The organism is Arthrobacter sp. JUb115, from assembly GCF_004365035.1.
In the GTDB taxonomy this organism is placed as follows: Bacteria; Actinomycetota; Actinomycetes; order Actinomycetales; family Micrococcaceae; genus Glutamicibacter.
In genome coordinates, this window is the sequence record NZ_SOBS01000010.1 from 1 (window position 1) to 14,871 (window position 14,871).

Here is a 14,871-nt window from a genome sequence, read left to right on the forward strand (position 1 = left end):
CAAACGCTATCTCGCCCGTCGGATCTTCAGAATCTTCAGTGCTTCAAAAATGATTGAAGAGGTTCCGGTTGCGGCTTGACAGACATAGAAGAGTCACTGGTCCCGAGACTTCAAGTCTCGAGACCAGCGACTTTGAGCTAGCTTTACGCCAAACGCTCCAGCCAACCGTGACGGTCTTCCACGGTACCCCGCTGGATGCCCAGCAGTTCTTCGCGAATGGACATGGTCACTTCGCCGGCTGCAGCACTCTCATCACCAATGAGCTCTTCGCCGTTCTTCAGCAGGCCGATTGGGGTGATCACCGCTGCTGTACCGCAAGCAAAGACCTCGGCAATGTCGCCGGAGGCGATGCCTTCACGCCACTCATCCAGGGTGATCTTGCGTTCTTCGACCTCCATGCCGCGATCCTTCGCGAGCTGGATGACCGACGAACGGGTCACGCCTTCAAGGATGGTTCCGGTCAATGCCGGGGTCACCAGCTTGTTGTCCTTTGTTACGAAGAAGACATTCATGCCCCCGAGCTCTTCAACGGCATTGTCATTGAATGAGTCAAGGAACAGAACCTGCTTGCAGCCGTTTTCTTCAGCTTCCAACTGGGCGACGAGCGAGGCCGCGTAGTTGCCACCGCACTTAGCCGAACCTGTACCGCCTCGGCCTGCTCGTGCGTAGTTCTTCGATACCCAAATGGCCACTGGCTTGAGTTCGCCACCGAAGTAATTGCCTGCTGGAGATGCGATGACGCGGTAGGAAACCTCACGCGCTGCACGCACACCCAGGAATGCTTCGGTAGCAATCATGAATGGACGCAGGTACAGGGCTTCACCGTCACCGGTAGGAACCCAACCGATATCCGTTGCTACCAGCTTGCGCAGCGAGTCGACGAAAACGTCTTCATCCAGCTGCGGGAGTGCTAGGCGCTGAGCCGACTTGTTCATGCGGGCAGCGTTGGCCTGCGGGCGGAAAGTCCATACTGAACCATCGGCATGGCGGTAGGCCTTCAGGCCTTCGAAGATTTCCTGGCCATAATGCAGGACTGAAGCGGCCGGGTCCATGGCGATAGGGCCGTATGGCTCAATTCGAGCATCATGCCATTCACCGTTACGGCCGCTATCGTCTGCTGACCAGTCTATGACTGCGGTGTGGTCAGTGAAGAAGTCTCCGAACCCAGGATTAGCCAAGACGCCGGCTCGGTCCTGTTCGCTCTTGCGATTCGTTGAGAGATTTTCGGTGAATTCCATCTACCCTGGACTTCCTAGTTCAATAAACAAAGAACGGATGCTCCACGCCTCAGCGGAACATCCGTTCGTGGAATTTGCTACTGGTTATCAGCTAACCAGAAACGTCACTTTCAGCTTATGCCAGTAACGCCACAATTGCATCGCCAATTTCACTTGTGGTGCGATTATCGGTCAATTCTTGACGTGAAGTGATCTCTTTTTCAACAGCTTGCTCAACTGTGCGAGCTTCTTCAGACAACCCGAGGTGATCAAGCATCAGTGCCACGGACAGAATCGCCGCGGTTGGGTCTGCCTTCTGCTGGCCGGCAATATCCGGAGCGGAACCATGAACCGGCTCAAACATCGATGGGTAGGTACGGTCCATATTGATGTTGCCACTGGCGGCCAAGCCAATACCACCGGTAATGGCGCCGGCCTGGTCGGTGAGGATGTCGCCAAAGAGGTTGTCAGTGACAATCACATCGAAACGCGATGGATCCGTGGTCAGGAAGATGGTAGCCGCATCCACGTGCAGGTAATCGTGGGTAACCTCTGGGAATTCCTGCGCCACCATTTCGACAGTGCGCTTCCACAAATGCCCCGCGTGCACCAGCACGTTGTGCTTGTGCACCAGGGTGACACGCTTGCGTTCACGCTCTGATGCACGGCGGAATGCGTCGCGGACAACACGTTCCACACCGTAGGCGGTATTTACCGATACTTCGGTAGCGATTTCATGCGCGGTGCCCGTGCGCACCGAACCGCCGTTGCCTACATACGGGCCTTCGGTACCTTCGCGAACCACCACGAAGTCAATTTCACCGGGGTTAGCCAGGGGGCTCTCAATTCCAGGATAGAGCTTAGCCGGACGCAGATTCACGAAATGATCCAGCGAGAAGCGGAGCTTCAGAAGCATTTCGCGCTCGATAATTCCGGACGGAATGCGCGTATCTCCAGGGGCAGCGCCAACAGCGCCGAAGAGAATTGCATCGTGCTTCTTGAGAGCTTCCAGCGTAGCTTCCGGAAGTGTTTCGCCAGTCGCCAGCCAATGTTCCGCACCAAGCTTGTAGTCGGTCAGCTTGAACTCGTTCTTGCCACCGTTAGTGACGAACTTCAGAACCTTAACCGCTTCGGCAACAACTTCTGGGCCAATACCGTCACCCGGAATGACCGCAATATCAATTACATTTCCCATGGCACAGATTCTATCGACTAGCGTCCGCCATTTGAGAGTTCATCTCAAATAATGAGATCTGATGAGTTTTCGTCGACATATTTCCTCCCTGGGCATGAGGCATCGCCGTCTTCATTGCCGATAACCTTGGATAAACAGATCCTTTGCTTCGCTATAAGGATCAACAGCTACTAACACGTCGAATTGCAGGAACTCTTGATCTTTGCCAATCCCCACCGTCGCATTGACGGTTGGATCCGCGAGAATCCCGGACGAGTAGATTTCATCACCGGCCTGCTGTACACGCTGTTCTGCATACCGGCCGCCCTCAGCCTCGCTTCTTCGATGTCAGTTGCCGCCGTTCTCGCCGTGCTGAGCCTTTCTCTTCTCCAGTCAGCTCCGCTGATGGTGCGGCGTCGCTGCCCATGGGCAGCGACCCTCGTTGTCGCCACCGGGCATGTATTGCAACTGGGCTTTGACGGGCTAATGATGTTCTCGCAAGTATCCGTTCCAATCATGGTTTATACCATGGCTGTCTACGGGAAACGCTGGCAGTCATTCAGCACGCTGGGGCTGGGTCTGATTGGCGCGTTGTTGGCGACGTTCAGCATGTTCGGCGCCTCAAGGTACTCGCCTGATCCATCCCCCGTCTTCACCTTCGACATGATGATTTCTTTCGTGGGTCTTGCATTGGTTGTCACCCTTTCTTGGACCTTCGGTGACTTAGCGCGAACGAGGCGTCTGGCCATGAAGTCCCTGAGGGATCACGCCGAACGCCTCGAGAAAGAACGCCTCACCGAGCGCGCCCTGGCAGCTTCCGACGAGAGAAACCACATCGCCCGCGAGATGCATGACATCGTGGCCCATTCGCTCTCTGTCATCATCACCCAGGCTAACGGGGCACGATATGCGGCGGCGAAAGACCCGGAGATTGCCATCGAGACCCTGAAGACAGTTTCAGATACTGGCCGCGCTTCACTGAAAGAAATGCGCAGGCTTCTGGGAGTTCTACGCAAAGATGAGGAATTGGAGAATCGCCCTCTTCCGTCATTGGCAAACGTACCTGAACTCGTAGAAAGCGTTGCCGTGTCCGGACTGAATGTCCATCTCGAAACTTCTGGAACCTCGCGGAAAGAACTACCGGCAGGCGCGGAGCTCACAATCTATCGATGCGTTCAAGAATCGCTCACGAATGTCATTAAGCACGCTGGTCCTGATACACAGACCCAAGTCCATATTGAGTGGACTTCCCGGGGCCTGAATTTGAGCGTCAGCGACGATGGGCGAGGTGCCGGTTCCATCGTCCTGGAAGGCGTAGGACAAGGTCTGCAGGGAATGAAAGAACGCGTAGCCTTATATGAAGGTACCTGCACTGCACTCCCCCGGACCGGGGGCGGTTTCGCCGTTAATGTTTTCATCCCTTACACCGAGGACTAATATTCAAATGCCTAATACAGATGCCATCAAGGTCGGCTTGGTCGATGATCAGCTCTTGGTTCGCAGTGGCTTCAGAATGCTCATTAATTCCCAAGAGGATATGGAAGTCATTGTTGAAGCTGGCAATGGCCGTGAAGCACTAGCTGCACCACTGATGGCTCAGGCGGATGTCATCTTGATGGACGTGCGAATGCCGGAAATGGACGGCATCGAAGCTACCGAACGCCTATTGGATCCAGATAAGAAGGCCGCTGATGGTCCCAAGATCATCGTGCTGACGACTTTCGACATGGACGAATATGCGCTAAGCGCCATTCAAGCCGGCGCCAGCGGCTTTCTTTTGAAGGATGCGCCCCCAGAAGAACTCTTGGAGTCAGTACGCACCGTCAATCGAGGAGATGCCGTCATAGCGCCATCGACCACTCGACGGTTGCTGGACCACATGGCGCCAATGCTCAAGAAGAGCTCGTCACAGCACAAGGATCACCTGATTGCCGCGGTTGAATCGCTGACGCCTCGCGAGCGGGAAGTGTTTGGCCTGATTGCAGAAGGTTTTTCCAACCCGGAAATCGCAGAAAAACTATTCCTGTCAGAAGCTACAGTCAAAACCCATGTGGGTCATATTCTGGCCAAACTGGAAGCTCGTGACCGGGTCCAGGCTGTAGTCATCGCCTACCAGACCGGAGTCGTCACACCCTGACTGAATGAAAAAAATTGAGGTGTTCTGCTCGGATTCAGAATCAAGCAGAACTCCTCAATTTCCTCTCAGGAAAATTCTTACTTCTCTTCCTCGTAACGTGGGAACACAGGAGAAGGAGCTGGGAGCTCAGTGCCTGGGACCAAAGCGCTATCAAAGGACTCGAAGGTTCGCGCCGAACCTTCGCCAACTGCCAACGCATTGAGCATAGAAGTCATGGCCTGCGGCAATACTGGCTGAAGCAGCAACGCCACCTTGCGGACAATCTCAATGGTCACGTACAAGACAGTAGCCATACGCTCAGGATCGGTCTTCTTCAGCTTCCATGGCTCCTGCTCAGCGAAGTAGGCATTGGTATCGCCCAGAACGTGCCAAACGGATTCAAGTGCCTTGCTGAATTCCTGACGCGAGAAAGCATCTCGGTTGATCTCCAGCAGCTTGCCGGCTGCTTCCAGAATCTGCTGATCAGCTTCCAGCAATTCGCCCGGGGTCGGGACTACTCCCCCACAGTTCTTTGCGACCATCGAAAGTGAACGCTGTGCAAGGTTGCCGAAGTTATTGGCCAGGTCACCGTTAATACGGGCAACGATGGTCTCGTGGTTGTAGCTGCCGTCGGCACCGAACGGAACTTCACGCAAGAAGAAGTAGCGTACCTGGTCCAAGCCATAACGGTTCACAAAATCATCTGGGGAAACAGTGTTGCCCAGGGATTTGGACATCTTCACACCGTTATTATGCAGGAATCCATGGATCATGACGCGCTTAGGCAATGGCAGTTTTGCAGACATCAAGAATGCTGGCCAGTAGATCGCGTGGAATCGCGAGATGTCTTTGCCGATCACGTGGACATCTGCCGGCCAGTACTTCTGGAAAGAAGCAGACTCAACGTCCGGGAATCCAACGCCCGTCAGGTAATTGGTCAGGGCGTCTACCCAGACGTACATTACATGCTTCTCGTTGCCCGGTACCGGGATGCCCCAATCAAAGGTCGTTCGAGAGATCGAAAGGTCCATCAGACCGCCTTCGACAAACCGTACTACTTCATTGAAGCGGGAACGTGGCGCGCCGAATTCAGGGTTGTTCTGGTAGTACTCCAGCAACTTGTCCTGGTACTTGGATAAGCGGAAGAAGTAGGACTCTTCTTCAGTCCAAGTAACTTCAGTGTCGGTTTCAACGGCATAACGAATACCGTCCTCGCGCACTTCCGTCTGGTCTTCGGTGTAGAAGGCCTCATCGCGTACCGAGTACCATCCTGCGTACTTATCCAAGTAAATGTCATCATTGGCTTCCATGCGGCGCCAGAGTTCCTGCGCAGCCGCATGATGGTCTGCATCAGTGGTACGGATGAAGCGGTCGTAGCTTGTACCCAGCTCATCATTCATGGCCTGGAATGCATCCGAGTTACGCTGGGCCAGCTGAGCCGGCGTGACCCCAAGATTCTCTGCGGTCTGCATCATCTTCTGGCCGTGCTCGTCGGTGCCGGTCAGGAAGAAGACGTCAAAACCATCCAGGCGCTTGAATCGAGCCATAACGTCGGTAGCCACTACCTCGTAGGCATGCCCAATGTGCGGGGTACCGTTCGGGTAAGAAATAGCCGTGGTGATGTAAAAAGGTTTCTGCTGAGAAGTCACGATATAAATTTACCTTAGCTAGCGTCGGAAAGCGGATTTCCAGATTGTACTGACTCGTCACATGATCTTGCCCAAATACTCCCAGAAGGCGCCACGAAGTGTGCGGCGGATGATCTGCTGATCAGTTTTCCATTCCCCAAGCACTTGAGCGCAATCCTTGAGCAAAGTCCTGTCAATTTCGGGTGGCAGCTGCGGCTTGTCAGCAATGAGTTCTACTACGTCAGACTGTGTCGTGAAGGCAAGCCAGGATTCAGCAACCTTTGCGCCGATCTCTTCTGCAACCTTCAACTCTTGTTGCTCATAAGCCGCGGAACCCTGATAGCCAGAAGCTTCACCACCACTGGAGTAGATCACCACAGGTTCGGCTTCCGGTTCAACGGCTGGCCTGATAACTGGCTTCTGAGCCATGACGGCAGGAGTAGGAACCGATGGCTTCGCTGCTGGCTTTGCTTCTGTCTCCAAAGACGCACTAGCAATTAGAGACGTCTTTTCAGAATGATTCTTGTCCCATTCAAGAACCTTGGTGAATGCGCTATCCAATAGTTGATTCGGAACGATTTCAATGTAGTCAGCGGTCAAAGCCAGGTGTTCAGCCACCGAGGCTACTCCAAGACGGCTATCGGATTTCGCTACGCCTAGTAACACTACTTTCATGCCCAAGTCTTGCGCTTCTTCGACGGCCTCGGCGAGGTCGTCATCGCCGGAGACCAAGTAAGCAATTGATGCCGAGCCATTACGGGCAACCCCTACAAGGTCCAGCGCCAGTCTCAGGTCCACACCTTTTTGCTCGCCGTTATAAGAGATACGACCTAAGCGCACTTTAACGCCGGGTATCAAGCCAATCCGCTTATGCTGCTCAGTAAATAGCCCGTCTTTCGAGGCGTCATACCAATACACGCGGAGGTTATTAAGACCCGTATTCTTCTTTACGGTTTGCACGATCCCGCGTACCAGCGCCTCGTAATGGGTTGTAAAGGCTGATCTTAAGGTCGTTCCGGCGGCACGATGACCGCCTAGTGAGAGCAGAAATCCGGCATCAATAAATATTGCAGTTTGATTCATCATGATTCGATCGTACTGATAAAACTAGGCAAACCATATTGAAAGGGCCTGCATCGCATGACTCTTTCCGGTGTAAACCAGAAAAGACCAGTTCAACTGGTGTTGAACTGGTCTTTTGAACGGAACTAGATGCTGGTTGCCCGCATCATGTCTTCTGGATCTGACAGACTGGAATCGAATTCCTCGATACGCGAACCTACGCCAAGCAATTCTGCAATTGCAGCGACGGTACGTACGGAAGCCCTGCCATCACCGTAAGGGTTTACAGCGTTAGCCATTTCGTTGTAAGCCGCTTCATCATGCAACAGCTCAGTGACCGATTCGAAGATGCGGTTTTCATCGGTGCCGATCAGGCGTACGGTACCCGCGGTAACAGCTTCAGGCCGCTCGGTGTTCAGGCGCATGACCAGAACAGGCTTGCCGAGGCTTGGAGCTTCTTCCTGGACGCCACCGGAATCGGTCAAGACGACGGTCGAAGCATCAATGATGCGAGTGAATTCGCCGTAAGCCAGCGGCTCGGTCAAAGTCACGTTAGGCAGTCCATCGATTTCCGGAAGCAACGCTTCGCGAACCGCAGGGTTGCGATGCAACGGCAAGATGAATTCAACGTCTGGTTCCGCCTTGGAGAGCTTTGCCAATGCACGGCCGATGCCGCGCATTGGTTCGCCTTGGTTCTCACGACGGTGCGTCGTCACCAGAACAATGCGCTTGTCAGAAGAAACCAATTCTTCCAACTTGGGATCCGAGAAAGGAACCTTCTTTTCGACAACAGTCAGCAGTGCGTCAATGACAGAGTTACCGGTGATAACGATGTCACTTCCCTTGAACGTTTCACGCTCAAGGTTACGCTTGCTCAACGACGTTGGAGCCAAATGCAGGCTGGCGATCTGGCTGGTCAGCTTGCGGTTAGCTTCCTCCGGGAATGGAGAGAAGATGTCATAGCTCCGAAGTCCAGCCTCAGCGTGAACCACTGGGATACCACGGTAGAAAGCAGCGATTGCGCCAGCCGTCGAAGTGGTGGTGTCGCCCTGGACCACTACAGCGTCAGGCTTTTCCTTTTCGAAAATCTCGTCAAGACCAGCAATGGTCTTAGTAAGCAGACCATTCAGGGTCTGGCGCGGCTGAATGACGTCCAAGTCATAGTCCGGCGTGATGCCAAAGAGCTCGTTGACCTGATCCAGCATTTCCCGGTGCTGTCCAGTTACGACAACAACGCATTCAAACTCGTCAGCTTCTTTCAAAGCCTTGACGATCGGCGCAACCTTGATGGCCTCAGGACGAGTGCCATAGATCGGCATGATCTTCTTCATAGATATATACCTTGTCAGCTTGGAGAACTAGCGCCAGAGACCGCGAGTGTCGATAACTTCCTTGCCGGCCAGCGCGGTTGCTGGTACGGACTTGAACTGGTCGTGGTCGACCAGCAAAGTAATTACACTTGCCGATTCTAGGGCTTCATCGGTTGCAACCAGCTTCAGGTTGGCGATGCCCGCAAGATTCTTAGGCAATTCTTCTACATGTGGCTCCACTGCAAGGAACTCGACGGTTGGGTTGGCTTCAGCCAACTTGCGAGCGATCGCAATCGATGGCGATTCACGCATGTCGTCAATGTTCGCTTTGAAAGCCAAACCCATGACCGCTACCTTGCCGTTGAAGGATGGGAGTTTGGTAGCTTCTACAACCTTGTCGATAACCCAGTTCGGCTTTGCATCGTTGGTGTTACGAGCCATGCGGATCAGCTTTGATTCTTCAGGAGCAGCCGAGACAATGAACCATGGATCAACTGCGATGCAGTGACCGCCAACACCTGGACCGGGCTGAAGAATGTTTACGCGTGGGTGGCGGTTGGCCAGGGAGATCAGTTCCCAAACGTCAATGCCCAGCTTGTCGGAGATGACCGACAATTCGTTAGCAAAGGCGATGTTCACGTCGCGGTACGAATTCTCGACCAGCTTTGCCATTTCAGCAGTCTTAGCATCGGTGGTGAGGATAGCTGCCTGGCAGAAGGTCTCGTAAAGAGCCTTGGCCTTCTCTGCAGCTTCTGGGGTGATACCGCCGACAATACGGTCATTGGTGACCAATTCTTCCATGACGTAGCCAGGAAGTACGCGCTCTGGGCAGTGTGCTACAAGCAGGCTGTCCTTGTTCAGGTCGGGACGCTTCTTCAGCAGGTAGTCGAAGAGGTGCTGGGTTGCACCTGGAGGCGAGGTCGACTCGAGGATAACCAGTTCGCCGCCCTTCAGCTTTGGAGCGATGCCCTCTGCTGCAGCCTCAATGTATGAAAGGTCAGCGGTGTAGTCATCGTTGAACGGCGTTGGCACAGCAACAATGTACGCTTCAGCTTCTGGAGTATCGAAGCTTGCAGACAAGGTACCTGCAGTCACCGCGGCGGAAACGAATTCGCCCAACGCCGGCTCTACGAACGGCACCTCGCCCTTGTTGACTGCCTCTACAGTTCGAGGAGTTACATCGACGCCTTTTACGGTGATGCCCTTCGAGGCAAGAATTGCAGCAGTTGGCAATCCGATGTAACCCAAACCGATTACGGCGACTTCTTTAATGTTGTTCACTAAAGTGACTTTCCTTCTGGTACGAGCGATGTTCCCTACGAAAGGGCCTGCAAGCTGATCTTGAAGCACAAGAAGTGCAAGATTAGCCCTATAAACCATATCCCATCACTGAGTTCAGCGACAGCCTCATTGTCACGGAGCTTTACTTATTACTTGCTCGTAAACTTGGACAACGCTAAGCGCGTTTTGCTCCCAAGTTCTATTGGCAAGCACGAATTCCCGCCCTGACTTGCCCATGCGTTCAGCTGCCCCTTGGTTTAAAATCAACTTTTCGATATTTTCGGCCCACTCAGCCACATCCCCCGCAGGTATCAAGTGACCGTTCTCACCGTCAGTGATCAGCTCCTGCAGGGCAGGAAGATCGGATGCCAAGACAGGTACGTTCGATGCCATTGCTTCAACTGGTTTGAGCGGAGTTACCGAGCGAGTGACAGCAGAGTCAATTCGTGGCACGACGAAAGCGTTCAACGCAGCATGATAGACATGCGACTGTTCCCGCGGAATGCGACCAGGAAAAACACAACGCGCGGCGATGCCTAGACTTTTGGCAAGACTGATCAGATTCTCGCGATCCGTACCATCGCCAACGATCAACAAACGTAACTCCTTGTGCTGCTTCGCAAGTTCAGCAACAGCACGGACAACTGTCGAAAGCCCCTCATAAGGGACCAAGCTGCTAACCGTCCCCACATAAAATGCTTCAGAATCGAGGTCCAGCTGCGCACGAGCTTGGACCCTGGGCACGGGTTCCTCTAGGAACTTTTCCCCTATCCCGTTCGGTAATATTGAAATCTTTGATTCATCAACGCCTGCGTCAATCAGGTTGCGTTTCATGGCATCGCCCAAGGTGAAGACATGATCGGCATGCCGAGCTACAAACGCTTCGCGTTCCACGAATAGTCGGTATCGTTCTGAATCTTTCGAGCGCTCGGGACGCGTAGAAAGCCACGTGTCTGCCAGCTGTCCGCGAACTTCATAAACCCACGGTATACCGGTCGCTTCTGCAACGGACTTAACCGCTAGAGCGTTAGAAAAATCTGTCGTCGTGTGAAGTACAGAAGGGGCCTCTTGAAGGACTCTGCTCAGTAGGTCTTCAGCTTGTTGCTGGATTCTTCCGGTGAAGTCATGCTTCGCTGGAAAAGGCAGGCAGCGCTGGTATTCGATACCAGAAACCACGTCAGCTTCTGAGACGGATAGTTTGCCGATATTCAAGGGATAATTCACACGGGTAAGTCCTTTGACTCCCCATCCTGCATCCCTTAATGACGCGAGAATTGAATGAGTTCGTTGTGCGTAACCGCTACCAGTGTGTGGCAACGAATTGGTAGCAACGTAAAGAACAGAACGAGTCGCGCTAGTCGATATACCGGCGGTACGGAGCGGAGAAAGACAGGGCTCTGCCCCCTTGAAGGATGCCAATTCTGATTCATAGTGACGAAGTTGACGGCCACTGCGATTCTGCTGCAACAGCTCAATGGCATCTGTCATCCAGCCCAATGACCACAATAGACGGGCCTTGGCACGTACGTGGGCGATGGAAGGTTTGCCCCTATTGAGTAATTCTTCTGCAAGTTCCCACTCATTGGAAGCAATGCAAAGGTTAGCCAGGAATAGTGACTGCCTTGGGTTGCTGTCGGAGCTTAACCATTCTCTGCAGGCAGAGAGCAGGGCACTAGTGTCATCCTTCAGCATGGCCGAGAGCGCGCGTAGCCGAATGCTGGATTTATCACTCCCAAGAGTAATAATCAACGAGCGTAGAACCGGCTTGGACTTGAAGCGGCGAGCAACTTGGAGCGCAAAATAAGTAGGATCATCAGCAATGTTGGAAAGTACCAAATTACCGGTGTTGATTGCATTCGGAATGACTTTTAGATTCAAAAGTTCTGCTCTATCTCTTGGAGTACGCATCGACGACTGTGGCTAGTAGTTCGGCATATTCCCGCCCGGCTTGACGTAGCGATCCATGTTTCCTGACCCAGTCGGTCCCGCGACGATCGGTCCGCAAAATTCCAGGGTTCGCAACCAAGTTGTTAATGTAAGCGGCCAGGGAAGGTACATCTTGTTCAATCACAGTCCCAGCCTCGGAATCACGAATAATTTCCGCTGCTTCTCCTCTGACCAAACCGCTGACGTGCTGATTCAAGTAAAGAAGTTCATACAGTTTCGAAGGCACTGTGTGATTAAAGCTCGGCCAGTCAGGACGCAGAGAAACTAGGCATGTATCCGCCCACGAGTAATTTTCCAGTACCTCCTGGCCGTAGACAGGGTCTTGGAAGTCAATATCAAGCCCAAGATCCATCGCTAGGCTCATTAATTTACTCTTTTCAGTACCCTGGCCAACAATGCGCAGACGTACAAATTCTGGTACGTACTCCATCGCTCGGATAACGGTCTCCAGACCCTGGCTCCGACCAATGTTCCCTAGATAGAGAATATGGAATTCGCCATCGATCTCGCGTTGAGAAACTGTAAGATCTTCGCGTTCGGTTTCAACGCCGTTGGTGATTGTGGCGACGTTCTTCACGCCATTTCGCTTCATCTTCCCCGCCAGGCCGTACGTCACCGTGACGAGCATATCGCTTTTATTCACAACGAAACTGATGATCTTCGAAATAGCTGGCTCGACCCAGCGGAACTTGATAACTTGTGATTCACTGAGCAAATCTGGCCAAGCATCCCGGAGGTCGACAACTAAGGGTACACCCCGTAAACGGCTGGCCACGAAGCCAACAATTAGCGTTGGAATTGCTGGGACAGTTGCGATAATAACGTCAGGCTTTTGCCCTCGGAATGCAGCAGGGACGCTCAGAACTGCATCAACGCCATGCTTCAATACTTTTCCGAGCATCGTTTTGGAACGACGCATTGATGGATAGTGCTGCAGCTTCAAATAATGATTATCAAGAAGACGACTTTGCCGTTTAGTTGCAATCCGATTTGATTTCGGGGTCACTACAGTAACTTCGTGCCCCAATTGCCCCAGTTCGTCGGCAATAATTGACCAGCGTCGCTGAGGTGGCGAGATCTCAGGCGTGAACGAGTGAGTCAGAAGCATAACTTTCATCTTCTTCACTCCCCTGATTTACCTCGTACTATTTGCACAATAAGACTTTCCTAGAAAAAGACATGTTTATCATTGCGTCCAAACCACTGAATACTACCAGTTGCAGTCAACTCCGCATCACTCAGATCCCAGGTATGCGCTAGCCCATCATTCCCGCGCATCTGGGTAAAGTTGAAACGGTCACTCGAATAAATGGTTCCTCCACGTTCAATGACGTCTTTTAGGAATCTTGTATCTTCGCCACGGTTACGTGTATCAAAGGGTGTCTCGCGGAAAACGTGCGCGCGGCCAAGCATCGTCGGACCCATCACGAGGTTTGTAAAGCGGTGCTCACGTTCGGCAAATCTCAGCAAAGTAGCATCTGAATCCGCGAGGTACATGTAATGCGCCTGCTTGCCTACTATCGAGGCGCCACTGTATCGAAGCGCTGAAACTTGATCGAAGAGATAGTACTCCCCGTATAGGTCGTCATCATCCATTTTGGTGATGAAGTCGCCGTTGGCCATGGCCACCGCGGCGTTCAGGCAGTCACCCAAAGTATTTTCTTCACCCATCTCAAGCAGTTGGTAGTTCGCTACTCCAGCTGCTGATGCCATATCGGCCAGTTGTCCAGTGGCGGCCGAGAACTTATGAGCCACGAGGACGAGCTCAACTTCAACATCCTTCTGTTTCCCTACAGTCTCGAATATATGCTGAAGCTGGTGAGGCCTTATGGTCGAAACAATCGCACTTACCTTTGGAGTACAGGACATGGACATTGGCTGACCGTGAGCAGAACGGATCCCAACGAATTGTTCAACCTGTTGAGCACGATGCGCATAAGTATGGTTCTTCCAGATCCTGCGCTGACCCATATGGACCATTCGCTGGCGAAGTTCTGGGCTCCGAACCAAGCTGCGAATCGAGTTAGATGCTTGTTCCCTGGTGGATACCTGAAGTACCTCTGAAGGCGTGAAGAAATTCTCTATCGCTGCGCTTGGAGCCGAAACCACAGGAGTGCCAGCGGCGGTGATCTCGAATATTCGACGGGCACACATGCTTGGCGAATCGACCACGGAGTTGACGTTCAGAAAAACGTTGTAGTTCTTGTACGCAGAAAGCATCTTGTCATAGTCGAGCGAGCCGACAACATTCTGGTCATACGGTGCCGGGAACTGGTACTTCGCGTCTCCGCCGTGCTGCCGGGAGAAAATGTCTAGCCCGCTAGTGAGCTTTGGCGAGATATCCATGGCTCCGCCAAGCACGATCTCCATCTGTTCTTGTCGTTCGGGGTACTTGTCCGCAAAATACATTCCGGCGAAAGCTACATCTCGGCGTTCTTGGCTCAGTGTCCGTACCGGATTATGGAACTTCGGCTGAGCTGCAAAGCTCAACGCTGCGACACGTTCATGGCCCAGTGCTTCATGGTATTCCGGAATTTTGCGGGAATCTGATGTGAAAACGACATCGAACAGCCTTGCAGAATCGAGGAAGTCGGCGAAGTGCGGTGGGTCTTCTTTATTCCAGAAAACTGCTGGAACAGATCGTTCTTTAAACGCTTCCACCATCTCGACAAACGCTGGTCGAGGTGCCGACGGACCGGTTAGGTGGTACTGCCAAGACTTGTTGTTTCCAGCCCAGGCCGACTCCACGAAGAGAAGATCAAATTCTCGTGTTTCAAGTTCATCCTGCCATGAGCTGGGGGTGATAAAGGTGCAGTTCCATTCAGGCGCCCAAGCTTTCGCGCTGAAATCATCAAGAATGACGGCAACGTTTAACTTTCCATCGTGGTCCTCTGAAGGTTCAAATTCTACCGGTGGGAATTGCAGTCCAAGCAATTTCTCAACATCTGTTCGCAAGTAGCGCTGCTGTCCCCCGATGCGCAAATCATAGTTGCGGCGCTGGTACCACTCCTGCAATTGCTGTGGACCACCCTGGCGAAGATGCCAAAGTGCTTTTCGGAAGTCCCCTAATGCAATTTTCACTTCTCAACTCACTTTATCTTCAATGCAGACTAGATCAATAATACAGTGAGGTGCA

At 52.8% G+C, this 14,871-nt stretch carries 11 protein-coding genes; 2 read left to right on the plus strand and 9 right to left on the minus strand.

The window, feature by feature from the left end:
* Nucleotides 1–143: 143 nt before the first annotated feature.
* Both EDF61_RS15245 and EDF61_RS15250 read right to left on the minus strand, forming a co-directional pair.
* On the minus strand, nt 144–1,238 hold the full coding sequence (locus tag EDF61_RS15245) for a branched-chain amino acid aminotransferase (protein WP_133834659.1): 1,095 nt from the start codon (nt 1,236–1,238) through the stop codon (nt 144–146).
* A gap of 115 nt (nt 1,239–1,353) precedes the next feature.
* Nucleotides 1,354–2,412, minus strand: a complete 1,059-nt coding sequence (locus EDF61_RS15250; RefSeq protein ID WP_133834660.1) for a 3-isopropylmalate dehydrogenase — start codon at nt 2,410–2,412, stop codon at nt 1,354–1,356.
* A 183-nt stretch (nt 2,413–2,595) separates the two neighbouring features.
* Between EDF61_RS15250 and EDF61_RS15255 the strand changes: the two genes are divergently transcribed.
* Together EDF61_RS15255 and EDF61_RS15260 are read left to right on the plus strand one after the other, a co-directional pair.
* A complete protein-coding gene (locus tag EDF61_RS15255; protein ID WP_133834661.1) occupies nt 2,596–3,828 on the plus strand; it encodes a sensor histidine kinase in 1,233 nt (410 codons plus the stop codon).
* Between the two features lie 7 nt (nt 3,829–3,835).
* Nucleotides 3,836–4,528 (plus strand): response regulator, encoded by a 693-nt coding sequence (locus tag EDF61_RS15260; protein ID WP_105659141.1) that lies wholly within the window; start codon nt 3,836–3,838, stop codon nt 4,526–4,528.
* Nucleotides 4,529–4,605: 77 nt separating this feature from the next.
* Here the strand turns inward: EDF61_RS15260 and metG are convergent, their stop codons facing one another.
* The 7 genes from metG to EDF61_RS15295 form a co-directional block, all read right to left on the minus strand.
* On the minus strand, nt 4,606–6,156 hold the full coding sequence (gene metG / locus EDF61_RS15265; RefSeq protein WP_208294285.1) for a methionine--tRNA ligase: 1,551 nt from the start codon (nt 6,154–6,156) through the stop codon (nt 4,606–4,608).
* A gap of 57 nt (nt 6,157–6,213) precedes the next feature.
* Nucleotides 6,214–7,221: an NYN domain-containing protein gene (locus EDF61_RS15270; RefSeq protein ID WP_105659140.1), complete on the minus strand. Its 1,008-nt coding sequence runs from the start codon at nt 7,219–7,221 to the stop codon at nt 6,214–6,216.
* A 122-nt stretch (nt 7,222–7,343) separates the two neighbouring features.
* Nucleotides 7,344–8,528 carry a non-hydrolyzing UDP-N-acetylglucosamine 2-epimerase gene (gene wecB / locus EDF61_RS15275; RefSeq protein WP_133834663.1) on the minus strand — a complete coding sequence of 395 codons (1,185 nt, stop codon included), beginning with the start codon at nt 8,526–8,528 and terminating at the stop codon, nt 7,344–7,346.
* A 27-nt stretch (nt 8,529–8,555) separates the two neighbouring features.
* Nucleotides 8,556–9,788, minus strand: a complete 1,233-nt coding sequence (gene wecC, locus EDF61_RS15280) for a UDP-N-acetyl-D-mannosamine dehydrogenase (RefSeq protein ID WP_133834664.1) — start codon at nt 9,786–9,788, stop codon at nt 8,556–8,558.
* 132 nt (nt 9,789–9,920) lie between these two features.
* On the minus strand, nt 9,921–11,696 hold the full coding sequence (locus EDF61_RS15285; RefSeq protein ID WP_133834665.1) for a glycosyltransferase family 4 protein: 1,776 nt from the start codon (nt 11,694–11,696) through the stop codon (nt 9,921–9,923).
* A complete protein-coding gene (locus EDF61_RS15290) occupies nt 11,677–12,852 on the minus strand; it encodes a glycosyltransferase family 4 protein (RefSeq protein WP_286172294.1) in 1,176 nt (391 codons plus the stop codon). The genes EDF61_RS15285 and EDF61_RS15290 overlap by 20 nt, the downstream gene beginning before the upstream one ends.
* Nucleotides 12,853–12,902: 50 nt before the next feature.
* A complete protein-coding gene (locus EDF61_RS15295) occupies nt 12,903–14,816 on the minus strand; it encodes a glycosyltransferase (protein WP_286172285.1) in 1,914 nt (637 codons plus the stop codon).
* Nucleotides 14,817–14,871: the final 55 nt, after the last annotated feature.

What these genes read in the sequence shown, in the direction of transcription:
- EDF61_RS15245 (WP_133834659.1), bottom strand. Translation starts at nt 1,238, where the DNA reads ATGGAATTCACCGAAAATCTCTCAACGAATCGCAAGAGCGAACAGGAC.
- EDF61_RS15250 (WP_133834660.1), bottom strand. Translation starts at nt 2,412, where the DNA reads ATGGGAAATGTAATTGATATTGCGGTCATTCCGGGTGACGGTATTGGC.
- EDF61_RS15260 (WP_105659141.1), top strand. Translation starts at nt 3,836, where the DNA reads ATGCCTAATACAGATGCCATCAAGGTCGGCTTGGTCGATGATCAGCTC.
- EDF61_RS15270 (WP_105659140.1), bottom strand. Translation starts at nt 7,221, where the DNA reads ATGATGAATCAAACTGCAATATTTATTGATGCCGGATTTCTGCTCTCA.
- wecB (WP_133834663.1), bottom strand. Translation starts at nt 8,528, where the DNA reads ATGAAGAAGATCATGCCGATCTATGGCACTCGTCCTGAGGCCATCAAG.
- EDF61_RS15285 (WP_133834665.1), bottom strand. Translation starts at nt 11,696, where the DNA reads ATGCGTACTCCAAGAGATAGAGCAGAACTTTTGAATCTAAAAGTCATT.
- EDF61_RS15290 (WP_286172294.1), bottom strand. Translation starts at nt 12,852, where the DNA reads ATGAAAGTTATGCTTCTGACTCACTCGTTCACGCCTGAGATCTCGCCA.